The sequence below is a fragment of the Streptomyces sp. NPDC091209 genome (assembly GCF_044757755.1).
In the GTDB taxonomy this organism is placed as follows: Bacteria; Actinomycetota; Actinomycetes; order Streptomycetales; family Streptomycetaceae; genus Streptomyces.
In genome coordinates, this window is record NZ_JBIVVR010000021.1 from 61,506 (window position 1) to 84,866 (window position 23,361).

Below are 23,361 nucleotides of genomic sequence, written 5' to 3' on the forward strand. Positions count from 1 at the left end.
TCACTTCTCCGTCCTGGTGGTGGTCGCGCCGCGCTCGGGCGCGGGCAGCAGTCGCCGGCGTATGAAGAACCCGAGCATCCGCTGGAAGAACGAGGAGTCCAGGGCCGGCGCGGGTGCCTGGCCGGGCGCCAAGGTCCGCAGGACGTCGGCGCAGTCGATGGCGGGAGTCCGCCGGTCGGCCACCTCTCCGAGCATGGCCATCAGCGGGGCCAGGGCGTTGTCCTCGCCCTCCCGGTCCACCTGTTCCACGAGTGCCGCGCGCCACTCGTCGAAGGGCACGCTGCGCACGGGATACCCGAACTCCCTGATCCTCTCGAAGACGTGGTTCCACTGGAGCGGCCGCGGGTCGATGGTGTGGAAGGTCCGGTTGCGCGATTCCGGCCGCCGGGAGAGTCCGACGACCTGCCGCGCCAGGTGGTCGACCGTGCCGACGGACAGCTCGTACGCGCGAAGCGGTGCGAGCCCGAGCTGGACGCAGCCCTGGATGACCTTGGTGATGTAGTCCTCGCTGTTGGCGGCCCCGTTGCGGCTGTCGCACAGCACCCCGCCCGCGCGGTAGACCGTCACCGGGATCCCGCGCTCCCGGGCGAGCCCGACCAGCCCCTCGGCCACCCACTTGCTCTGGCTGTACGCGGTGTCGTGGCCGACCGGATCGGGCAGCGGATCGTCCTCGCGAAGGATCTCCCGCTCGCCGTTCATCGCGCCGGCGAGGACCGCCAGGGTGGAGATGTGGTGCACGGGCTTGAGGCGCGACCGGGCGGCCAGCCGCAGGATCTCCTGGGTGCCGAGCACGTTGGCCGGCTTCAGGGCGCGGTAGGGGCGGACGAAGTTGACCCATGCTCCGCAGTGGTAGATGGCGTCGACCTCGGCGGCCAGTCGGTCGAAGCCGTCCGGTGTCAGGCCGAGCAGCGGCCTGGCCAGGTCGCCGGTCACCACGCGCAGCCGGTTCCCGGGTGCCGGCAGGCCGTACGAGTCCAGCGTGGCGCGGACCCGTTCGAGTCCCTCCGCCTCGTCCGCGGCCCGTACCAGGCACAGGACCGTGGCATCGGTGCGTTCCAGCAGTTCGGCGCAGAGGAAGGCGCCGACGAACCCGGTGGCCCCGGTGAGCAGCACCACCCGCGGCGGGCCGTCGTGCGGAGCGGGCAGATCGCCCGCCCGGATGTCCTCGTCGAGCTGTACCTCGTCCTCCAGGACCGGGCCCGTGGGCGCGGCCGGGGCGTCCGTGCGGCCCAGCGCCCGGTCGACCAGGGCGGCCAGCGCCGCCACGGTCGGCGCGCTCAGCACGTCCCGGGCGGCAAGCCCGGTGACGCCCATGCGCCGCAGGTGGCGGGTCGCCTGCGTCACCATCAGCGAGTGCGCGCCCAGATCGAAGAAGTCGTCGTCGACTCCGATCCGGTCGACGCCCAGCAAGCTGCACCAGATGTCGGCCACCTGGCGTTCCGTCTCGGTACGTGGGGCCACCCGCCCGTCGGCGTCGTCCTCGGCCGCCTCCGGTGCCGTGTCCTCGAAGTCCGGCTTCGGCTCGGGCTCGGTGTGATGCCGGGGCCGCCCCGCCTCGACCCAGTGCCGCTCGGCCTTGAACGGGTAGGCGGGCAGGCTCGTCCGGCGCGGGGCGGCCTCGCCGTGGAAGGCGTTCCAGTCGACGGGAACCCCCTGCTGCCACAACCGGCCGACAGCGGTGACCAGATGGGCCAGATCGGGCGTCGCATCGCGCGGCAGCCCCATCGTGGAGAGCGCGACCGGAGCGGGAGCCATCCGCTGGGCGGTGGCCAGTGAGGTCAGCGCCCTGCCCGGACCGACTTCCAGCAGCAGCCGGCCGGACCGGTCGAGAACGCTGCGGACCCCGTCGGCGAACCGTACCGGCCGCCGCAGATGCTGGGTCCAGTAAGCGGCGGACGTGGCCTCCACCGGAGTGATCCAGGTGCCGGTGACACCGGAGACGAAGGGTATCTCCGGCTTGGACAGCGCGAGTTGCTCCACCTCGTGGGTGAAGTCGTCGAGGTAGGGGTCGACCATCCACGAGTGGCTGGCCACCGGCACGCTCACCTTGCGGCAGTCGATGTCCCGCGCGCGAAGGCCGGTGAGCAGCGCCGCGATGTCCTCGTCCGGCCCGGAAACCACGGTCAGATCGGGTGCGTTGACCGCGGAGACCGACACCCGCTCGGACAGCAGGGGCAGCAGTTCCTCCTCGGGCAGCCGTACGACGAGCATGCGGCCCGGCGGCATCCGCTCGAACAGCTCGCCGCGGGCGAGCGTGATGTCGAGCGCGCCCGGGAGGGTGAACACCCCGGCGAGGCAGGCGGCGACGTACTCGCCGAGGCTGTGGCCGATCATCGCCGCCGGGCGTATGCCCCAGGCCATCAGCTGACGTGCCAGCGCGTACTCGATGGTGAACAGCGCCGACACCACGCCGGCGCCCTGGCCGCGCCCCATGGTGGCGGCGCCGCCGGCGAGTTCCCTGCCGCTCAGCGGGGTGAAGGCGGCCGGGAAGAGAAGCCTGCGCAGGTCGAACCCGAGCCTCGGCGCCAGCAGGTCGGCGCACTGGTCCACCTCGGCACGGAACACCTTCTCCGAGCGGTAGATGTCCAGTCCCATGTTCGGGTGCTGCATGCCGCCGCCGGGAAAGGCGAAGACCGCCTCGTGCCCTCCGTCCGGCGCGGCCCTGGTGATCAGCCGGTCCGGTTCCTCGCCCCGCAGCGCGCGCACGGCGTCGCTGGTGTCCGTGCAGACCGTGAACCTGCGCACGCCGAAGCTCCGTCGGCCGTCCTGCAGGGTGAAGGCCACGTCCGCCAGGGTCCGGGACGGATCCGCGCGCTGGAGGTGGGCGGCCAGCCGCTCGGTCATGGCGTCCACCGTGGGCCGGTCCCGCCCGGAGACGGGCAGCAGCTGCCACTCCCGCGGCCGGTCCGGCGAGCGCTCGGCAACCGCGGCCGGTGCCTGTTCGATGACGACATGGACGTTGGTGCCGCCCACCCCGAACGAGCTCACCCCGGCCCGCCGCGGTCCGCTGGCCGGCCGCCAGTCGCGGGCGCCGTCGGGCACGTAGAACGGCGTGCTCTCCAGACGGAGTTCGGGGTTGAGCCGGGTGAAGTTCGCGGTGGGCGGGATCTGCGCGTGGTACACGGCGAGAGCGGCCCGCATGAGTCCGGCGGCGCCCGCCGCCGCGTCCAGGTGCCCGATGTTGGCCTTGACCGAGCCCAACGCGCATCGGCCCACGGCGTCTTCGGGCAGTTGGAAGGCCTGCGTCAGTGCGGTGACCTCGATCGGGTCGCCCACCTGGGTGGCGGTGCCGTGCGCCTCCAGATAGCCGATGGTGGACGGATCGACGTCGGCCACGGCCAGCGCCGAGGCGATCACCCGGGCCTGGCCGTCGACGCTCGGCGCGGCGAATCCCGCCTTCATCGAGCCGTCGTTGTTGACCGCGGAACCCCGGATCACGGCGTAGACGTGATCACGGTCGGCGAGCGCCTCGGACAGCCTGCGCAGCACGAGCACCACGGCGCCGTTGCCCGGCACGGTGCCCGAGGCCTGCGCGTCGAAGGGGCGGCATCGGCCGTCGCCGCTGAAGAGTCCGCTGTCCGCGACGGGGTAACCGGCCTTCAGCGGCACATTGACCGTCACGCCGCCGGCCAGCGCGACATCGCACTCGTAATTGAGCAGCGACTGGCAGGCCAGGTGGGTGGCGGCCAGTGAGGTCGAACAGGCCGTCTGCACGGTGTAGGCCGGACCGGTCAGGTCGAGCAGATGGGCGACGCGGGTGGCGAGGAAGTCCTTGTCGTTGAACATCCGGGCCGCCGGAGCCATCGGCGAGCGCAGGAAGCGCCGGTTGGTGTTCAGGTTCTGGGCCATGTACTTGTTCATGAATGAGCCGCCGAACACGCCGACGGTGCCGTCGAGGCGTGCCGGGTCGTGGCCGAAGTCCTCCATGGCCTCCCAGGCGGTCTCGCAGAAGACGCGCTGCTGGGGGTCCATCGTCTCGGCCTCGCCCGCGGTGAAGCCGAAGAAGGAGGCGTCGAAGTGGTCCGCGCCCGCCAGGTGTCCGGACGCGGGGACGTAGTCGGGATCGGCCAGCGTCTCCTTGTCGATGCCGGCGGCCGTCAGTTCCTCCTGGCCGAACCAGGTGATCGACTCCACCCCGTCGCGCATGTTGGTCCAGAAGTCCTCGACCGTCCTGGCCCCCGGTACCCGGCAGGCCAGGCCGACGATGGCCACCGGTTCGACGCCCTCCACCTCCTCGCCGCCCGTCACGCCCCGCTCCGTTCCGCTCGTCGCTTCGCCTGCCGGACGAGCGCGTCGGCCCGCCTGCCCGCCGCCCTGCGCGCCCGGTCCAGTCCGTCGCGGCCCGCCGCGGCCGCCGCCCCCGTCGTGTCGAACGCGCCGACCAGCGCCCGCGCCGTCGGGTACCGGAAGATGTCCACGAGGGAGAGCCGATCGCCGAGTACGGGTTGCAGCCGCGCCCTGGCCTGCACGGCGAGCAGCGAGTTCCCGCCCGCCTCGAAGAAGTTGTCGTCCATGCCGATCCGGTCCGCGCGCAGCACCCCGGCCAGTGCCTCGGCCACCTGGCGCTCCTTGTCGTTGCCGGGCGGCCGGTAGACGACGGCCGGCCGGTTCTCCAGGGCGGGCAGCCGTTTGCGGTCCACCTTGCCGTTGGCCGTCATCGGCAGGGCGTCGAGGAGGACGACGTCCGCGGGAACCATGTAGTCCGGCAGCGACCGGGCGCCGAACGCCCGCAGGGCGGCGGGCGTCAGGGCGTCCCCTCCATGCGGAACGGGCACGCAGTAGGCGACGAGACGGCTGTGCCCGGCGTCCCCGCGCACGGTGACGACGACGGCCCGCACCTGCGGATGCGCGCCCAGGGTGTTCTCGATCTCGCCGAGTTCGATGCGGTGGCCGAGGACCTTGACCTGGTGGTCCAGACGGCCGAGGAACTCCAGGTCGCCGTCCGCGCGGCGGCGCACCAGGTCGCCGGTGCGGTAGAGCCGGGCCCCGGGCTCCGCGGAGAAGGGGTCCGGGACGAAGCGTTCCGCCGTGAGCGCGGGCCGGCCGAGATATCCGCGCGCGACACCGGGGCCGCCGAGGAGCAGTTCCCCGGGTACGTTCGTGGCCGTCGGCCGCAGATAGGTGTCGACGACGTACGCCCGTACGTTGGCCAGTGGCCGCCCGATCGTCACCGGCTTCGCCGGTCCGGGAAGGCCCACGAGCGCTGTCGTCGCCCAGACCGTGGCCTCGGTGGGGCCGTACATGTTGTGCGCCCGGCCGGGAAGCAGTGTGGCCAGCCGCTCGGCGAGCTGGGCGGGCAGCGCCTCGCCGCCGACGAGCAGCCGGTCCAGCCCGGCAAGAGCGGTGGCGGCCTCCTCGTCGTCGGCCAGCAGCCCCGCCACCGAGGGCGTGCACTGCAGATGGCTGACCCGGTGCCGTACGAGCTGGGCCGCGATGGGCTCGTCGGCCTCCGCGGCGCGCCGCCGGGCCTCGCTCAGCTCGCGGGCCGTCGCGAGGTGTTCCAGGGAGGCGAGCACCGTCTCGTGCTCGACGCCGAAGTCGATGAGGCAGGCGGCCTCGTCGACCCCGATCGACTTGAGCCGGTCGATCACGTCGGCACAGTGCTCCGGTGTGCCGAGCAGACCCGACGTCTCGAAGAACCGGTCGAAGGCCTGCGCGACGAGGTGGTCGAGCTCGTCCTCGGGCAGCGTGCGCAGATCGATTTCCCGTCCCATCGCCTGGCCGAGACCGGTCAGCAGGTCGAAGGAGGACTTGATGTACGCGCAGAGCGGCTCGCGCACCGTCTCACGCACCTTGTCGGTGTCGGTCCCGACGAAGGTGTGGAGCATGACCGTGACCTGGCCGGCGCCCGGATGCCCGGCCCCGTGCCAGGCCTCCCGGTAGAGCCGGATCTTCTCCGCGAGCTGCTCGACGCTGTGCCCGAGGAGGTGGGTCAGCAGGCCCGCGCCGCTCTCTCCGGCGAGCCGGAAGGTCTCCGGACTGCGCGCGCTGGTGATCCACACCGGCAGTTCGTCCTGCACGGGCGTCGGGAAGACGCGTACGTCCGTCTCGGTGCCGGCCCCGTTGCGGCGGCGTACGGTCTCGCCCCGCCACAGCCGGCGCAACTCGTCGAGGCCGCTCATCATGGCCTTCTTGCGGTCGGCGTAGGCGTCGGGCGCCAGCACGAAGTCGTCCGGCTGCCAGCCGGAGGCGATCGAGACGCCGACCCGCCCGTGCGAGATGTTGTCCACGACGGACCACTCCTCGGCCACCCGGAGCGGGTCGTGCAGCGGAAGGACCACGCTGCCCGCCCGTACGTCCACGCGCTCGGTGACAGCCGCGATCGCGGACGCGGTGACCGACGGGTTCGGGTACAGACCGCCGAAGTCGTGGAAGTGCCGCTCCGGCGTCCACACGGCCGAGAACCCGTTCCGGTCGGCGAACCGGGCGCCCTCGATCAGCAGCCGGTACGCGTCGCCCGGCTCGCCTCCCCGGTCGCCGCCGAAGTAGAACAGGCTCAGGTCCACCGGGCGGGCCTGTTCGGCGGAGGTGACGGCAGGGCGGTCCGGCCCGGCGCCGCCCGCGCGGGGTTCGTCGCCGCGGACGACCACCCGGTAGCCGTGCGCCAGTGTCCACAGCAGCTCCAGCACCGAGATGTCGAAGGACATGCTGGTGACGGCGAGCCAGGTGCCGGGCGGGTCGGCGCCGAGCACCTTGTCCATGCCGCCGAAGAACGTCTGGACGTTGTGGTGCGAGATCATCACGCCCTTGGGCCTGCCGGTCGAACCCGAGGTGTAGATCACGTACGCGAGATGCCGCGGCAGGACGGTGGCGGCCGGGCCGGGCCGGGAAGGTGCCTGGTCCCGCTCGGGCGTGTCGAGCAGCAGGGGTGACGCGGGCAGCCCGGCGACCCGAGGGGCCAGTGCGGCTCGCGTCACGATCACCGGCGCGCGGGAGTCCTCGACCATGAAGGCGATCCGGTCCGCCGGATAGCCGGGGTCGAGCGGAAGGTAGGCGCCGCCGGCCTTGAGGACGGCGAGCAGGGTGACGACCAGGTCGGGCGAGCGGTCCAGATAGACGCCGACGGGCACGTCGGGGGCGAGTCCGTACGCACGCAGCCGGGCGGCCAGCGCCTCGGCGCGCCGGTCCAGTTCCCGGTAGGTGATCGCTTCGGACGGCTGCTGGTCCGCGCCCAGCAGCGCCGGGGCGTCGGGCGTCCGGGCGGCCTGCCGGGCGATCAGTTCGTGCACCAGCGCGTCCGGCACGGGCTCGGCGGGCGGGTTCCCGTCCAGGATGACGTGGCGGGTCTCGTCGGGGGACAGCACGGGCAGGTGCCGCAGTCGGATGTCCGGGTCGGCCACGGCCGCGGCGAGGACGGCGCCGAACTGGTCGGCGATCGAGCGGACCGTGTCCTCCTCGAAGAGGTCGGTGCTGTATTCGAGGCGGGCCGACAGCCGGTCGCCGACGCGGGTCAGGCTCAGGGTGATGTCGAACTTCGCGGTCTCGGTGTCGCCCGGCACCAGCCGCACCTCACACCCCGGCAGGACCAGGCCGTCCGCGTCACCCTCGTGGTAGCTGAACATGAGCTGGAAGAGCGGATTGTGGGCCGGGTCACGGCTGGGCTGAAGCTCCTCGACCAGCTTCTCGAAGGGCAGCTCCTGATGCGCTACCGCGGCCCGGCTCTCGTCCCGGGCCCTGGCCACGAGCTGCCGGAAGGTCGGCTCGCCGGAAACGTCGACGCGCTGGACCACGGTGTTGGTGAAGAAGCCGATGAGCGGTTGCAGGGCGGCCCTGGTCCGTCCCGCCACGGGCGATCCGACGATCACCTCGTCGCCGCCGGCCCGGGAGTGCACCACCACGGTGAACGCGGCCAGCAGCACCGCGAACGGTGTGGCGCCTTCGGCCCGCGCCAACTCGCCGGCCTTCCGGGTGACTTCGGGACCGATGGCGAAGTCCAGATGGGCGCCGAGGTGGCTCTGCGCGGGAGGCCTCGGACGGTCCGCGGGCAGGGTCGCGAGGGCCGGGATTCCGGCGAGCCGCTCCCGCCAGTACCCCAGCATCTCTTCCAGCGGCTCCCCCGTGAGCCGGGCCGTCTGCTCCTCGGCGAAGGCCGTGTACTGCACCTGCACCGGTGCGAGCTCCGGCTCCCGGCCCGCCGTGAACGCCCCGTACAGCTCGGACAGTTCGCGGCCGAGGACGCCGAGCGACCATCCGTCGCAGGCGATGTGGTGCAGGCTCAGACAGAACCAGTGCTCCTCGGGCGCGAGCCGCAGCAGCAGTGGCCGTACGGGCAGGTCCGAGGCCAGATCGAACGGCCGGCCCGCCTCCGTCCGGCACTCCCGCTCCGCCTCGGCCGCCGGGTCGGGCCGGGTGGACAGATCGCGGACCGGGACGGTCACCGGCTCCGCCGGCCGGACGAACTGGCGCGGCACCCCGTCCACCGACCGGTAGACCGTGCGCAGCACGTGATGACGGCGGACCATCCGGCCGAGCGCGTGCTCCATGGCCGCGACGTCCAGCGGGCCGCTGATCCGGTAGATGAGGGGGACGACGTAGACAGCGCTGTCCGGATCGAGCTGGTCGAGGAACCACAGGCGCTGCTGGGGATAGGAGAGGGGGTGGTGGCGCTCCGAGATGCGCCTCTTGAGCCGCTCGGCCAGCCGGGCCCGCCGGTCGTCGGCCGGGCCGCCGGGGAGAGTGCCGTCCGTCATCGTTCGACCTCGTTCTCAGCCATGTCACGCAAGAGCGCGTCCACCTCGTCGTCGGAGAGTTCGTCGATCCGGTCGAGCAGGTCCTCGTCGGCCTCGGCTCCGCCGACGGCGCCGCTGGCCGCGTGCGGCCTCCGGCCGCCGGACGCGAGCGCGGCGTCCACCGCGGCGGCGAGGCGCTCCACGGTCGGAGTGCCGAGGAAGTCGCGCAACGGCACGTCCACGGCGAACAGTTCGTTGACGTGGCCTATCAGTCGCATCGCCAGCAGGGAGTTCCCGCCGAGCATGAAGAAGTCGTCCGCCGCCCCGACTCGGGGGACGCCGACCATCTCGGCGACGAGCCCGGCCAGAGTCCGTTCGGTCGCGGTGCGGGCGGGCACGTGGCCGTCGAGCGGGAGGCGGCTGTCGTCGAGCGGCGGCAGCGCGGCCCGGTCGACCTTGCCGCTGGGAGTCAGGGGCATCGACGCCACTTCGGCGTACGCCGCGGGCAGCAGATACGGGGGCAACGTGCGGGCCAGGAAGTCCCGCAGCTCTTCCGGGGAGGGCGCGGACCGGCCCGGCGCGGGCGCCACATGGGCGACCAGCCGCCGGCCGGACGGGGCCTCCTCGACGACCACGGCGGCCTGGCCGACCCCGGGGTGGGCGCCGAGCGCCGCCTCGACCTCTCCCGGCTCGATCCGGAAGCCGCGGATCTTGACCTGGTTGTCGGCCCTGCCGAGGAATTCCACCGTTCCGTTGCGGTGGTAGCGCGCCACATCACCCGTGCGGTACATCCGCGTTCCGCCGCCGGCGTAGGGATCGGGCAGGAAGCGCTCGGCGGTCAGCCGGGGGCGGTTCGCGTAGCCGCGGGCCACGCCCGGTCCGCCGATGTACAGCTCGCCGGGCACGCCGGCCGGTACTGGCCGCAGGTAGGGGTCGAGTACATAGGCCGTGGTGTTGGCGATGGGCCTGCCGATGGGTACCGAGGGCGCTCCGTCCGGCAGTTGCTCGATCAGGTGGCACAGCGCGAACGTCGTGGTCTCGGTGGGCCCGTAGCCGTTGAGCAGCCGGAGCGGGCGGTCGGCCGCGGGAAGGTCCAGCAATTGCCGTATCCGGCTCACGTTCAGCACGTCGCCGCCGACCAGCAGATGGGTCAGCCCCGCGAAGGCCGCCGGGCTCTGGGTCATCACCTCCGTGAACAGCGCCGAGGTGAGGAACATGCTGGTGACGCGGTGCTCGCTCAGTGCCTTGGCCAGCCCGCCGGGAGTGAGCAGTTGATCCGCGTCGATCACGAACAGCGCGCCGCCGTGCAGCAGCGCGCCCCACAACTCGAAGGTGAGCGCGTCGAAGGAGGCGTCGGCGACCTGCGCGAATCGCCCGTCCGGTCCGAAGGAGACGTAGTCGGTCCCGCACACCAGCCTGAGGACCGAGCGGTGTTCGACCATCACGCCCTTGGGCCTGCCGGTGGAGCCGGAGGTGAACAGGACGTACGCCAGGCTGTCGGGTGCGGCCTGCGGGGCCGGCGCGTGGGCCGGGGCGGCCGCCAGTTCTCCGGCGAGCTCGTCCAGGACCAGTGTCCGGGCCGCCCCCGGGGTAAGCCGCCCCTCCAGGTCCGCGCGGGTCACCACGAGCGGCGCGGCGACGTCGTCGAGCATCGCGGTGAGGCGGTCCGCCGGATAGCCGGGGTCGAGCGGTACGTATCCGCCGCCGGCCTTGAGGACCGCCAGCAGCGCGATCACCATCTCGGCGCCCCGTTCGAGCAGGACGCCCACCGGCACGTCCCGGCCGACGCCCCGCGCCCGCAGCAGGTGGGCCAGCCGGTTGGCCCGCTCCTCCACCTCCGCGTAGGTGTAGGACCTCGCGCCGCCGACGAGCGCCGTCGCGTCCGGCCGGGCGGCCGCCCGCTCGGCGAAGAGCTCGGGCACGGTGCGGTCGTGGGGGAACGGTGTCGTCGCTCCCCGCGATCCCTGGAGAACGCCGGTGAACTCGTCGTCGGTGAGCAGGGGGAGCCGCTCGTAGGAGAGTTCGGGGGCGTCGAGCGCCGCGTCGAGGAAGGTCGTGTAGTACCGGACCATCCGGCGCATGGTCTCGGGGTCGAAGAGGCCGGAGGCGTACTCCCAGATGAGGGTGATGGCCGCGTCGTCGTCACCGACTCCGTGGCCGGCGCGCTGCTCCGCGCGCGGGATGACCACCACGTTGATGTCGGTCTTCGCGGAGTCGTTGTGCAGTTCCAGCACGGAGCCGCGAAGGCCCATGAAGTCCAGGTCCGGGATCTGCGAGTCGTGGAAGCTGAACATGACCTGGAACAAGGGGTTGCGGGCGGGGTCGCGGGGCAGCGCCAGTGCGTCGACGAGCCGGTCCAGCGGCACGTCCTGCCATTCGTGGGCCCGTCCGACGGTGTGGTGGACCCGCTGGACCAGCGCGTCGAAGCCCGGCTGCCCGGAGAGATCGACGCGCAGCGGCACGGTGTTGACGACCATGCCCATCATCTGCTCGATCTCGGTCAGCCGGCGGTTGGCGACCCCGCTGCCGACGACCATGTCGTGCTGCCGGCTGTAGCGCGACATCACCGCCGAGAACCCGGCGAGCATCGTGGAATAGAGGGTGGTGCCACGGGAACGGCTGTAGGCGCGCAGCTTGCGGCACAGTTCCCCGGGGAGGTCGACGCGCACCGAGGAGCCCTCGAAGCTCTGTACGACCGGTCGTGGACGGTCGGTGGGCAGCTCCAACGCGGCCGGTACGCCGTCGAGTTCCCTGGTCCAGTGCGCGAGGTACGCCTCCAGGGCGTCGCCGCGCAGCCACTCCCGCTGCCACAGGGCGAAGTCGGAGTAGCCGATGGCCGGTTCGGGCAGCGGGGACGGCTCGCTCCGCGCCAGACTCGGGTAGAGCTCCTGCAGTTCACGCAGGAAGAGCGCGTACGACCAGCCGTCGTGCACCAGATGGTGTTCGACGTGCACGAGCGTGTGGTCGGCCTCGCCGTGCCGGATCAGGGCCCAGCGGACCAGCGGTGGCGCGGTGAGGTCGAAGGGCGCCCGCACGGTCTCCCGGACGATGCCGGCGGCGCGTTCCGCCCTCTCGGCTTCGGGCAGGGCGGTCATGTCGTGCAGCGGCAGCGGGACCGTCACCGTCGGCTGCGGGAACTGCAGGGGCCGGCCGTCGACCTCCCGGAACGAGGTACGGAACACCTCGTGGCGGCGCACGATTTCGGTGAGGGTGGCGTGCAGCGCTTCGACGTCGAGCGGGCCGTGCAGCCGGATCGTGGCCTGGGCGTTGTAGGCGAGGTTGCCCGGCGCGAGTTTCTCCAGGAACCAGATGCGTTCCTGGGGGAAGGACAGCGGTACCGGTGTGTCACTGCCCCCGCGTGCGCGGGCCCGGATCGGTGGCACGGTCGGCCCGTCGGCGGGCGAGTCGATGACGCGGGCCATCTCCGCCACGGTGCGTGCCTCGAACAGGCGGCGCAGCGGGAGCTCGCGGCCGAGTTCGGAGCGCACGCGGGCGGCCAGCCGCCCCGCGAGCAGGGAGTGGCCTCCGAGGGCGAAGAAGTCGTCGTCGGCGCCGACCGATTCGAGGGACAGCAGGTCGGCCAGCATGGCGGCGAGTGCCCGTTCGGTGGGGGTGCGGGGCTCCTGGCGGTCGGAGGGTGCGCGGGATCCGCTGGGCGGCGCGGGAAGCCGGTCCCGGTCGATCTTGCCGCTCGGGGTCAGGGGCATCCGCTCCAGGGGCACGACGACGGCCGGCACCATGTGTTCCGGGAGGCGCTCGGCGAGATGGGCGCGCAGCTCCGCGGCGTCCAGGGCGGCACCCGTCGCGTAGGCGACGAGCCGCGGCCCCGCGCCGTCGTCACGCGCGATCACCACGGCGTCGGTGACCCGCTCGTGCTCGGCCAGTCGCCGGGCGATCTCGTCGGGTTCGATGCGGAAGCCGCGGATCTTGACCTGATGGTCCAGGCGGCCGAGGAACTCCAGCGAGCCGTCCTCCCGTTGGACCACGCGGTCCCCCGTGCGGTACAGCCGGGCCCCGGGCTCGGTCGATCGGGAATCGGGGATGAAGCGTTCGGCCGTCAGGCCCGGCCGCCCGAGGTAGCCACGCGCCACGCCCGCCCCGCCGATGAGCAACTCGCCGGCCGTGCCCGGGGATACCGGCCGCAGCGACTCGTCGACGACCGAAGTGTGGGCGCCGCGGATGGCCGTGCCGATGGAGGGCTTGCCTCCGCCGGGTGTCAGCTCGGCGACCGTGGCCCACACGGTGGTCTCGGTGGGCCCGTACGCGTTGAACATGCGGCGTCCGGGCAGCCACTGCTCGACGAGGTGTTCCGGCAGCGCCTCGCCGGCGCACACCAGCACCGCCAGGTCGTCCAGCGCGGTCGTGGGCAGCGTGGCCAGCACCGAGGGCGGCAGCGTGAGATGGGTGACGCGGCGCTCGCGCAGGAAGTCCGCGAGTCCGGGGCCGGGCGCGATGTCGTCGCGTGGCGCCAGCACCAGGGTGGCGGACGCGTACAGCGCCATCGTCATTTCGAAGACCGAGGCGTCGAAGCTGGTCGGCGCGAACTGCAGCACCCGGTCGTCGGGTCCGACGCCGAAGGTGTCGACCTGCGCGCGGGCCAGATTGGCCAGTCCCCGATGGGTGAGTGCGACGCCTTTGGGACGGCCGGTGGACCCCGAGGTGTAGATCACGTAGGCGAGTCGGTCCGGTGCCGGACGGGGCCACGGCTGCCCTGCGGCGGGCGTCTTCGGACCGGCGGGGCCCACGTCCGGGCCGATGGTCTCCAGACCGTCGTACGCCGTCTCGCGCGCGGTGTCGGCATCGGCGACGAGCAGGCGGAGCCCGGAGTCGGCGATCATGTAGCGGAGCCGGTCGGCCGGGTAGGCGGGGTCGAGCGGGAGCCAGGCCGCACCGGCGCGCAGGATGCCGAGTACCGCCGTCGGCAGATGGAGCGAGGGACGCGCCGCGACCCCGACCACGGTGTCCGGGCCGGCACCTCTGCGGATGAGTTCCGCGGCCAACCGGGCCGATCTGTCGTCCAATTCACGGTACGACAGCCGCTGATCACCGAACTCGACCGCGATGGCTTCCGGTGACGTCGCGACATTCCGGTCGAATATCTCACTGAACAGTGGAGTCGTCTCAGGCATTGTTCTTGTGCTCCCCTATTGCACTCGATCTGCCATGACCGAATTGACCTTCCCGGCCCGTCCAGCGCAAGATCCCTCAAGGTGACGGAGTGAAGCTCCATCGCGCGTTCTCCGCGGATTCGACGACCAGTCGCGAGGTCTCGCCGAATCGGAATTCCGTGGGCATCGAGGGGTCGTACACCTCGGGGTCCAGGCTGATCTCGATTTCTGTTACGTGTTCCGGACCGTCGCCGGTCTCCAGTCGGACGGTGAGGCCAGGACCGCGCAGTTCCCGTACTCCGGAAGCGGTTTCGGCGGCCGCGTAGCCGAAGACCGAGAGTGCGTCGGCGAGGCGTCGGCCGCGTTCCGCGGTGACCGAGAGCGTCACCCCGACGACGTCCCTCATCAACCTGTTTCCGCCCGCCACGGCTCCGAGCGCCGCGTCCAGGTAGTTCTTCCGGGGCAGTCTCCCATCCGGTGCGGGGCGGGCGCCGAGGGAGTGGAAGTACTCGGGCGTCACCTCGTTGAGGAAGAGCAGCAGTGGGCTGCCCTCGCCCAGGTCGACGCTGATCAGGTGGTACCAGGGCTGCTGCTCGTCCTCGCCCTCCACCGAGCGACGCACCACGTCGTGGTGGTACTTGACCTCGCCCGAGGCGTCCAGCAGGGCACGGGCACGCTCGGCGGAGCCCGGCTCCTCGAACGAGAACACCAGGCCGCCCGTGAGCGGCGACGCGCCGGGCATGTCGCTGCCGAACAGTTCGATCAAGGTGTTCTCGCCGGCCACACCCAGGGTGGAGTACTGCCCCGCGACGGAGCTCTCCGCCTCCTTGCGCTTGATCCTGCCGAAGTCCCGCGCCAGAAATCCGCTCGACGACGCGTCGCGGTGCGCGGCGCCGTCGAGCAGCACCATGACGTGGTCGAGGCAGGGAACCGGTCCCCCGTTCACTGCGGATCCACTGGTCATACGTATGCTCCGATCCCGTTCGAATCGATGGTCTGACGAACAGTCGACGCGCATCGCATTAACGCGGTTGTCCTCGGCGGACTCCAGCGCCAGGAGTCTTGCATCAGCCGCCCCCGGTAAGGCACCAGGGGATTCCCTGGGCACCCTTGGAGAACCCCTGGGGTACCCCCTGTACCGGCGAAACCTCCCTTGACACTCCGTCCGTCCCACGACAACGATTGGCCTTCGAGCGATTTGATCTACACGAGATCGCGGTAGCCGACAATCGCACGCCATGGCGATGCCGCCGACAGGACGCCGGACGAGTCGAATTGACTTAGGAGTGCCGTGCACATCGAAATTCTTGGCACCGTCTCCGTCACGGTGGGCGGTCATGAACGTGAAATTCGCTCGAACAAGGTACGTGCCATGTTCGCGACTCTGGCGCTGGAACCCGGTCAGCCGATCTCCCACGTCGAACTCGCCGACGAGCTGTGGTCCGGCCACCCTCTCGGCAATGTGCACAACGCGCTCCAAGCGCACGCCGCTCGCTTGCGGAAGGTCCTGGAGAGCCCGTCTCGGGGCCGCGCGGCCGGCACCGCGCTGCGCACCGTGTACAACGGCTACGTACTGGACATCCCTCGCGAGTCCGTCGACGGCAACCGGTTCCTCGACCTCGCGGCGCGGGGCTCGGCCTCCTTGCGCCACGACCCCTACCGGGCGATCGAACTCCTGGAGTCGGGGCTGCGGTTGTGGCGCGGGCCGGCCCTGCTGGACGCCGGTGACGGCCTGCGGTGCAAGGCGGCGGCCGCACTGTTCGACGAGCGTCGGCTGACCATGTGGGAAGACCTCGTCAGCGCCAGGCTGGCGATCGGCGACGTCCGTCAGGCCGCCGCCGACCTGCGCCCCCTCGTCGCCCAGCACCCCCTGAACGAACACCTCTGCGCTCAGCTGATGATCGCTCTGTACCGTTCGGAACGACAGGGCGAGGCGCTGACCCTGTACCACCGCACCCGTCGCCGGCTGGACGAGGACCTGGGCGTCCAGCCGGGCCTGCTCCTGCGGCAGCGCTACGCCGAGATCCTGGCCCAGGACCCCGCTCTCACGCTGACCGGGGTCACCGGGGCCTCGTCCATGGGCCGGATCGCGTGAACGGGGTGAGAGTCCCCGGCACGACCGAGGTGCCGATGGGCGGCATCCGGTGACCCCGGCCGCGATACTCACCGGCATCGGCGGCTGCCTGCCGCCCCGCGCGGTGTCCAACGAGGAGATCGCCGCCGTGTCCGGTGGCTCCGACGAATGGATACGCTCGCGGACCGGCATCCGCCGCCGGTACTTCGCCGCGCCCGGAACGGCCACTTCCGACCTGGCGGTCGGGGCCGGCGCGCAGGCACTCGCCCACTCGGGAGACCTCCGCGTGGACACCGTCCTCGTGGCGACGTCCACACCCGACCGGATCTGTCCGGCGACCGCTCCCACGGTGGCGACACGGCTCGGGCTGCCGGGCGTGGCCGCGTTCGACATCTCCGCCGTGTGCACGGGATTCGTCTACGGTCTCGCCACCGCCGCCGGGCTGATCGCGTCCGGTGTGTCCACCCGCGCCCTGGTCATCGGGGCGGACACGTTCTCCAGCATTCTCGACCCGACGGACCCGTCGACTTCGGCGATCTTCGGTGACGGCGCGGGCGCGGTCGTCCTGCGTGCGGGGGAGCCCGGCGAACCGGGCGCCATCGGCCCGTTCGACCTCGGCAGCGACGGTGCGGGCCGCGATCTGATCACGGTACGCGCCGACGGTTCGGAGCAGCGCCTGTCCGGGCTGCCCGCCGAGGCCTCGGACCGCTACTTCGCGATGGCCGGCAAGGAGGTCTTCCGGCAGGCGGTACAACGTATGGCCAAGTCCTCGACCACGGCGCTCGACCGGGCGGGCTGGCGCACCGCCGATGTCGACTGGCTGGTCGCCCACCAGGCCAACGCGAGGATCCTCGTCCGGCTCGCCGACGAGCTCGACATCCCGGCCGAGCGCGCCGTCAGCCATATCGGCGAGGTCGGCAACACCGCGGCCGCGTCCATCCCGCTGGCCCTCCACCACGCGCACACCACCGGCATGCTGCGCCCGGGTGACCGGATCCTGCTCACCGCCTTCGGCGGTGGTCTCACCTGGGGCTCGTCCGTACTGACGTGGCCCGGCGACAGCCTGGCGTGACCACGCGGCGCGGCGCGGTGCCGGCCCCCGGCCCGTGCGCACCACTGCCGGACAAACCACCGCACACCACCAAAGGACAGCACCACCGGACAGCACCAAGGACGAAGGGAATCCGTGATGACAGCCATGTACGACAAGATCGTGGACATTCTGGTCAACCGTTTCGAGGTCGAGCGCTCGGAGATCAAACCCGACGTGACCTTCGAGGACCTGGAGATGGACTCGCTCTTCCTCGTGGAACTGCTGCTGGTGGTGGAGAAGGAACTCGGTGTGAAGGTCAGCGACGACGCCGCGTCGCCCCGCGACACCATCGGGCGGGCGGCCGAGGTGATCGAGGAGCAGGCGGCGGCGACCACGTCATGAGCGCTCGCTCCGTCGCCGTCACAGGGCTCGGTCTGGTCACCGCCGCGGGCATCGGCGCCGAGGCGACCTGGCGAGGCGTGTGCGAGGCCCGGCCGACGGCCCGACGTGATCCCACGCTCCAGGGCCTTCCGGTCGACATCTCCTACACCGTCCCGGAGTTCAACGCGGCCAAGCTCGTCGGACGGCGCAGCAACCTCGTGCACGACAGGTTCGTCCAGCTCGCCGTCGTCGCCGCGCGTGAGGCCGTCGCCGACTCCGGGCTCGACCCCCGGACGTGGGACGGCGCGCGTGTCGGCGTCGTGGTGGGCTGCGGGCTCGGTGGCGTCTCGACCTGGGAGCAGCAGCACCGGATCCTGCTAGACGAGGGACCGGGCTCGGTCTCCGCGCTGCTGATCCCCCTGCTGGTGCCGAACATGGTCGCGGGTCATCTCGCGATGGAGTTCGGTGCCCGCGGGCCCAATTTCGTCACGGCGACGGCCTGCGCCTCCGGCGCGACCGCGATCGGCGTCGCGACCCAGCTGCTTCACGACGATCAGTGCGACGTGGTGATCGCGGGCGGCAGCGAGGCCGGGGTGAGTCCGCTGATCGTCACCGGCTTCGCGCGGATGGGAGCTCTCTCCCGGCGGCTGGACGAACCGGCCACCGCGTCCCGCCCGTTCGACGCGGATCGCGACGGATTCGTCATCGGTGAGGGAAGCGGTGTACTGGTCCTGGAGCGGGAGGCGGACGCGCGGGCCCGTGGAGCGCGCGTCCGCGCCAGGGTCGCGGGGTACGGGGCGTCCGCCGACGCCCATCACATGACGGCCCCCGATCCGTCGGGCGCCGGCGCCCTGCAGGCCCTTCGGACCGCGCTGGCCTCGGCCGGCGTGTCGCCGGGCGACGTCGACCACGTCAACGCGCACGGCACCTCGACGCCGCTGAACGACGCGGCCGAGTCCAAAGTGCTGCACCAACTGCTGGGCGCACGGGCGACCGTGACGTCCGCGAAGGGCGCGGTCGGTCACTCCCTCGGCGCGGCGGGCGCGATCGAGGCGGCGCTGACCGTACTCACCCTGGAGAACCAGACCGTGCCGCCGACGGCGAACCTGGAGAACCTGGACCCGGCGGTCGAGCTGGACGTCGTCGCGAAGAGTCCCCGTGCCCAGCGCATCGACGTGGCGGTGAGCAACTCGTTCGGCTTCGGCGGTCAGAACGCGGTGCTGGTCCTCACCTCGGCGTAGCGAACCCTACGTCCCCTCACCCCTACCCGACGCCATGTCAACGGAGGTCGGCCCGTGGCCGAATCACTCAGCAACGGTCCCTTCGACATCATCGTCGTGGGCGCCGGCTCCGCCGGTTGTGTGGTGGCGCGCCGCCTGGTGGACCAGGGCGCGAACGTCCTGCTCCTGGAAGCCGGCGGCCCGGCCACCGACCCCGCCATCGACGACCCGCTGCGCTTCGGTGAACTGTGGTTCGGCGAGCACGACTGGGCGTACCTCACCACCGCGCAGGAGCACGCGGCCGGCCGCAGGCTGCACTGGCCACGCGGTCGGGTGCTGGGCGGGTCCAGTGCGCTCAACGCGATGATCTACGCCCGGGGCGCGGCGCTGGACTACGACCACTGGGCCTACCTCGGCAACGACGGCTGGTCCTGGCGGGACGTGTTGCCCGTCTTCCGGGCCATCGAGGACTACGACACGGGGGCGGACGAACTGCACGGCTCGGGCGGCCCCCTGCCCGTGCTCACCAAGTACGAGGCCGACCCGATCCACGACGCGCTGATCCAGGCGGCGCGGGAGACCGGCATCCCGTATCAGCCGGACTACAACTCGGGCAGCCCCGAGGGGATCTCCAGAATCCATTTCACCATCGCCGACGGCCGCCGGTGCAGCGCGGCCGCGGCCTATCTCGACCCGGTGGCCCACCTGCCCGGCCTCACCGTGGTCACCGGGGCCCGGGTGCGCCGCGTGCTCGTCGAAGGCGGCCGGTGCACCGGCGTGGAGTGGCTGCGGGAGGGGGTCGTCGAACAGGCCACCGCCGGTGCGGAGGTGGTGATCAGCGCGGGCGCGATCGAGTCGCCCCGGCTCCTGATGCTTTCCGGCATCGGCCCCACCTCCGAGCTGCGTTCCCTGGGAATCGACCCGGTCGCCGATCTCCCGGGCGTCGGCCGGAACCTGCACGACCACGTCCTGGCGCCCGTCATCTTCGGCACGGAGCGCCCGGTGGGCCGTCCCTCGCCGGGCCTCGGCCCCGCGCAGACGCATCTGTTCTGGCGCAGTCGGCCGGGACTGCCGGTGCCGGACCTCCAGCCCCTGCACTTCCCGGTCCCGCTGTACCAGCCGGGGATGACAGGGCCGCCCAGTGGCTTCACGCTGCAGGCCGGGATCGTCCGGCCCTCGGCCCGGGGATCGATCCGGCTGACCGGGGCACGACCGGAGGACGAGCTGCTCATCGACCCCGGCACCCTGCGTACCGGAGCGGACCTGGACAGCCTGGTGGCCGCCGCCGTGTTGTGCAGGGACATCGGACGCTCCTCGGTCCTGCGCGAGGAGTGGGGGGCCCACGAGCTGTACCCGGGTCCCGCCGTGGGCGAGGCGGCCGGTGACCCGGAACTGCGCGCGTATCTGCGGCGTACGGTGACGACGTATCACCATCCTTCAGGCACCTGCAAGATGGGCGTGGACGCCGAGGCGGTCGTCGATCCGCGGCTGCGGGTGTACGGCGTCGACGGACTGCGGGTCGCCGACGCCTCCGTCTTCCCCGCGATCACCACGGGCAACACCCACGCCCCGGCGCTGCTGGTCGGTGAGCAGGTCTCCCGCTTCATCGCGTCCGACCACGGCACGGCCTGGGCCGGCCGGGCCGCCTGAGGGCCCTCTCGGCTGTCCCGGCCCCGGAGCCGGGACAGCCCTCACACGAGATTTCCGGAGGTCTCCCGGGCCGGGGTCGCTCCGAGTTCACGGGGCGCGTTCCGCTCCACGAACTCCTCGAGTTCCGGCACCGTCAGGTCCATCGGCGGTACGACGACGAGCCGGTCGACCCCCAGTTCCGCGTAGGCGCTCACGGCGCCGGCGTCCAGGGGCCGGGACGGGGCCACGGAGATCTTGAGCGGCCTGTCCTGTCGTTCGGCGCGGTCGGAGAGTTCCCTGAGGGCGCGCACCTGTTCCGCCGCGGAGCGCAGACCGACGAGATAGCCGAACCATTCGTCGCCATGGGCGACCGCGCGCCGGTGCGCGGCGGCACTGTGTCCGCCGATCACCAGCGGCACTCGGCGTTGCAGGGGCCGTGGGCGGGCGTCGACGCCCTCGAAGTCGGCGTACGAGCCGTGGAAGGCGGGCTTGTCCATGTACCAGAGCGCGCCGATGGCCTGGAGGTATTCGTCCGCCCGTGCGCCCCGGCCGGCCATGGGGACGCCCACCGCGGTCATCTCGGGCTCCAGATAGCCGACCCCGGCCCCGAAAATCAGGCGGCCTCCGCTGACCACGTCGAGGCTGGCCAGTTGCTTGGCCAGCACCACCGGGTTGCGCTGGGGAAGGATGACGCAGCCGGTGCCGAGCCGGATCCGCTCCGTGTGGGACGCCAGGTGCGTCAGGGCCACCACGGGATCGAGCAGCGGGGTGTCCGGCTCCAGCGGGGACTCCTCGGTACGGGGGCGGGGCAGGGCGACGTGGTCGGCCACCCACAGCGATTCGTAGCCGAGTTGTTCGGCCCGCCGGGCGACGCGCGCCGAGACCGCCGGATCCGCCGCGGCGTTCATGTTCATCCCGAACAGGCCGACGGTCGGAGTGATGGTTGCCATGACGGTCATGCTAGCCACGCCCGCCGATCTCCGCGGTTTCGGCCGTCGGGCCGCTGTGTCGCGCGAGGAACGTCTCGACCACCGTGCGGAAACGAGCGGGTTCCTCGAGATGGGGCATGTGGCTCGACTCCTCGAAGAGGACCCACTCGGCCAGCGGCACACCGCGCTGGATCTCCTCGACGGCGCGGGGCGTCACTTCGTCGTGGCGCCCGGACACGAGCAGCACCGGAACCCGCACCCGGTCGAGCCGGTCGCGGATGTCCCAGCTCCGCAGTGTCCCCGTCATGGTGAACTCGCTGGGCCCCATCATGGCTTCGTACACGGTGGAGTCGGTTCCCAAATACCCGAGGGTGCGCCGGAGTTCGTCCGGCACGGGGCGGGCGCGGCACACGTGACGTCCGTAGAAGTCCCGTACCGCGGCCTGGTACTCCGGTGAGCCGGTGGTTCCCGCCGCCTCGTGGCGCTCGATCGGATCCCGTACGTCCGGGGGCAGTTCACTCAGCAGCCGGGCGACCTCCTCGCGGTAGGTCAGCGAGGAGGCGAATCCGTCGGCGACGACGACCGACCTCAGCCCTGCCGGCCGCCGCACGGCCAGCTCCAGCGCCAGCATCCCGCCCCACGAGTGTCCCAGCAGGTGGTAGCCGTCGGCGATCCCCAAGTGAGCCAGGAGCAACTGGAGTTCGTCCAGGAACAGCTCGGGCGTCCAGAACCCGGCGGTGACTTCACCATGGTGTTCCGAGCGCCCGCTGCCGAGTTGGTCGTACAGCACGCAGGTCCACCCGGTACTCACCAGCTCGGTGACCGAAGTGAGGTAGTCGTGGGTGAGACCCGGGCCGCCGTGGCAGATCACCAGCGGAGGCCGGCCGGAGCCGCGGCCGGGCGGGCCGACCACGCGATACCACGTCCTGTGCCCCCGCCACTCCATCACGCCCTCGGTCGCGGTCACACCGTCCAGTGCCGTCAAAGCCGCCTCCACGTCCTCGGATACTCCGGCCCCGCACCGTCGGGGTCGGACACTGCGGCCCGCGCCATCGATGAGTGGGCACACGTGACGCATCGTCGCCGCGCCGGCTGACCGCCCGCTGACACCTCCCTGACCGCGCGCCCCGACCCGGCCCGGGTCAGCGTCCCGTCAGGCGCCGGTCAGCGCGTGAGGCCAGGCTGATCCGTGACTGATGGGCAGGCAGCCCTCGCACGCCAGGCCACGCGACCACAGTTCGATGCCGTAGGAGGCAGACCCTTGAGCGATGCGCAACCGACCCAGGCCACGGAGATCACAGCGGCAGTCAGGCAGGTCCTCGGCGACTCGCTCGGCTACCTCTACCCGGCAGCACTGCGCGTGGCCCTGCGCCACGACATCGCCGGCCTCCTCACCGACGGACCCAAAACCAGCCAAGAACTCGCCCGACTCACCGGCACACACGCCCCCTCCCTCCACCGCATCCTGCGCTTCCTCGCCACCCGCGGCATCTTCGAAGAGGACCAGCACGCCACCTTCCGCATGACCCCCGCCGCACACGTCCTGCGCACCGACGTCCCCTACTCCGTACGCTCAACAGCCCTGCTGCTGACGGACGAGATGTACTGGCAGTCGACCGGGCGCCTCGAAGACACCGTCCGCGACGGCAGCACCGCCTTCAACGACATCTTCGGCGCCCCCCTCTTCGACTATCTCGACCAGAACGAGGAGAGCGCCCGGACCTTCCACACCGGCATCGCCGATCTGTCGACCATCGAGCAGGGCGGCATCGCGGAGAGCTACGACTTCCCCGAGTCCGGGAAGATCATCGACGTCGGCGGCGGCCCCGGCGGCTTCCTCCGCACGGTGCTCGCCAACAACCCCGGACTGCGGGGTGTGTTGTACGAACAGGACGCGGTGCTCCGGCAGCATCAGCTCGACGACGCGGCGATCGAGGGCCGTTGGGAGACCGTCGAGGGGAACTTCTTCGACGTCGCGCCCGCCGGCGGCGACATCTACGTCCTCAAGCGTGTACTGCACGACTGGAGCGACGACGACAGCCTGCGGATCCTCCAGGCCGTCCGCAAGGCCATGTCCGACCAGGCTCGCCTTCTGGTCATCGACGCGGTGGTGCCGCCCGGCAACGAGCCGCACGCGGCCAAGCTGTACGACGTGGCGATGATGACCATCTTCGACGGCAAGGAGCGCACCGAGCCGGAGTTCAGGGAACTCCTCGGCGCCGCCGGCCTTCGACTGGTCCGGATCGTACCGACGCCGGGCACGGTGTCCATCATCGAAGCCACGACGGCCTGAGCGGCCGAAAGCCACCTGCTCGTCA

12 protein-coding genes are annotated in these 23,361 nt (G+C 71.7%); 6 read left to right on the forward strand and 6 right to left on the reverse strand.

The window, feature by feature from the left end:
- The 4 genes from ACIQRL_RS38585 to ACIQRL_RS38600 form a co-directional block, all read right to left on the reverse strand.
- Positions 1–4,248: a type I polyketide synthase gene (locus ACIQRL_RS38585; RefSeq protein WP_401340566.1), complete on the reverse strand. Its 4,248-nt coding sequence runs from the start codon at positions 4,246–4,248 to the stop codon at positions 1–3.
- Complete coding sequence (locus ACIQRL_RS38590) at positions 4,245–8,690, reverse strand: MupA/Atu3671 family FMN-dependent luciferase-like monooxygenase (protein WP_401340568.1); 4,446 nt, start codon at positions 8,688–8,690, stop codon at positions 4,245–4,247. Before ACIQRL_RS38590 ends, ACIQRL_RS38585 begins: the two co-directional genes overlap by 4 nt.
- Positions 8,687–13,798: an amino acid adenylation domain-containing protein gene (locus tag ACIQRL_RS38595; RefSeq protein ID WP_401340570.1), complete on the reverse strand. Its 5,112-nt coding sequence runs from the start codon at positions 13,796–13,798 to the stop codon at positions 8,687–8,689. The genes ACIQRL_RS38590 and ACIQRL_RS38595 overlap by 4 nt, the downstream gene beginning before the upstream one ends.
- A gap of 76 nt (positions 13,799–13,874) precedes the next feature.
- Positions 13,875–14,741, reverse strand: coding sequence for a DUF5829 family protein (locus ACIQRL_RS38600; RefSeq protein WP_401340573.1), 867 nt, complete (start codon positions 14,739–14,741; stop codon positions 13,875–13,877).
- A gap of 363 nt (positions 14,742–15,104) precedes the next feature.
- Here ACIQRL_RS38600 and ACIQRL_RS38605 point away from each other — a divergent pair, with 363 nt between their 5' ends.
- The 5 genes from ACIQRL_RS38605 (at position 15,105) to ACIQRL_RS38625 (ending at position 20,135) form a co-directional block, all read left to right on the forward strand.
- Positions 15,105–15,872: a BTAD domain-containing putative transcriptional regulator gene (locus tag ACIQRL_RS38605; RefSeq protein ID WP_401340680.1), complete on the forward strand. Its 768-nt coding sequence runs from the start codon at positions 15,105–15,107 to the stop codon at positions 15,870–15,872.
- A gap of 49 nt (positions 15,873–15,921) precedes the next feature.
- Positions 15,922–16,923 carry a beta-ketoacyl-ACP synthase III gene (locus ACIQRL_RS38610; protein WP_401340576.1) on the forward strand — a complete coding sequence of 334 codons (1,002 nt, stop codon included), beginning with the start codon at positions 15,922–15,924 and terminating at the stop codon, positions 16,921–16,923.
- A gap of 117 nt (positions 16,924–17,040) precedes the next feature.
- A complete protein-coding gene (locus ACIQRL_RS38615) occupies positions 17,041–17,286 on the forward strand; it encodes a phosphopantetheine-binding protein (RefSeq protein ID WP_401340578.1) in 246 nt (81 codons plus the stop codon).
- A complete protein-coding gene (locus ACIQRL_RS38620) occupies positions 17,283–18,506 on the forward strand; it encodes a beta-ketoacyl-[acyl-carrier-protein] synthase family protein (RefSeq protein WP_401340580.1) in 1,224 nt (407 codons plus the stop codon). Before ACIQRL_RS38615 ends, ACIQRL_RS38620 begins: the two co-directional genes overlap by 4 nt.
- A 54-nt stretch (positions 18,507–18,560) precedes the next feature.
- The gene (locus ACIQRL_RS38625) at positions 18,561–20,135 is read left to right on the forward strand and encodes a GMC family oxidoreductase (protein ID WP_401340582.1); all 1,575 of its coding nucleotides are present in this window, start codon (positions 18,561–18,563) and stop codon (positions 20,133–20,135) included.
- Positions 20,136–20,176: 41 nt separating this feature from the next.
- On the opposite strand, the gene ACIQRL_RS38630 is transcribed toward ACIQRL_RS38625, so the two are convergent.
- Both ACIQRL_RS38630 and ACIQRL_RS38635 read right to left on the reverse strand, forming a co-directional pair.
- Positions 20,177–21,064 carry a TIGR03619 family F420-dependent LLM class oxidoreductase gene (locus ACIQRL_RS38630; protein WP_401340585.1) on the reverse strand — a complete coding sequence of 296 codons (888 nt, stop codon included), beginning with the start codon at positions 21,062–21,064 and terminating at the stop codon, positions 20,177–20,179.
- 10 nt (positions 21,065–21,074) lie between these two features.
- Positions 21,075–22,028 carry a proline iminopeptidase-family hydrolase gene (locus ACIQRL_RS38635; RefSeq protein ID WP_401340587.1) on the reverse strand — a complete coding sequence of 318 codons (954 nt, stop codon included), beginning with the start codon at positions 22,026–22,028 and terminating at the stop codon, positions 21,075–21,077.
- 276 nt (positions 22,029–22,304) lie between these two features.
- Here ACIQRL_RS38635 and ACIQRL_RS38640 point away from each other — a divergent pair, with 276 nt between their 5' ends.
- The gene (locus tag ACIQRL_RS38640) at positions 22,305–23,336 is read left to right on the forward strand and encodes a methyltransferase (protein ID WP_401340590.1); all 1,032 of its coding nucleotides are present in this window, start codon (positions 22,305–22,307) and stop codon (positions 23,334–23,336) included.
- The last annotated feature ends 25 nt before the right edge of the window (positions 23,337–23,361 follow it).

Bases quoted from the DNA above. Each gene is read 5' to 3' on its own strand.
- ACIQRL_RS38620 (WP_401340580.1), top strand. From the start codon at position 17,283: ATGAGCGCTCGCTCCGTCGCCGTCACAGGGCTCGGTCTGGTCACCGCC.
- ACIQRL_RS38615 (WP_401340578.1), top strand. From the start codon at position 17,041: ATGACAGCCATGTACGACAAGATCGTGGACATTCTGGTCAACCGTTTC.
- ACIQRL_RS38595 (WP_401340570.1), bottom strand. From the start codon at position 13,798: ATGCCTGAGACGACTCCACTGTTCAGTGAGATATTCGACCGGAATGTC.
- ACIQRL_RS38600 (WP_401340573.1), bottom strand. From the start codon at position 14,741: ATGACCAGTGGATCCGCAGTGAACGGGGGACCGGTTCCCTGCCTCGAC.
- ACIQRL_RS38590 (WP_401340568.1), bottom strand. From the start codon at position 8,690: ATGACGGACGGCACTCTCCCCGGCGGCCCGGCCGACGACCGGCGGGCC.
- ACIQRL_RS38630 (WP_401340585.1), bottom strand. From the start codon at position 21,064: ATGGCAACCATCACTCCGACCGTCGGCCTGTTCGGGATGAACATGAAC.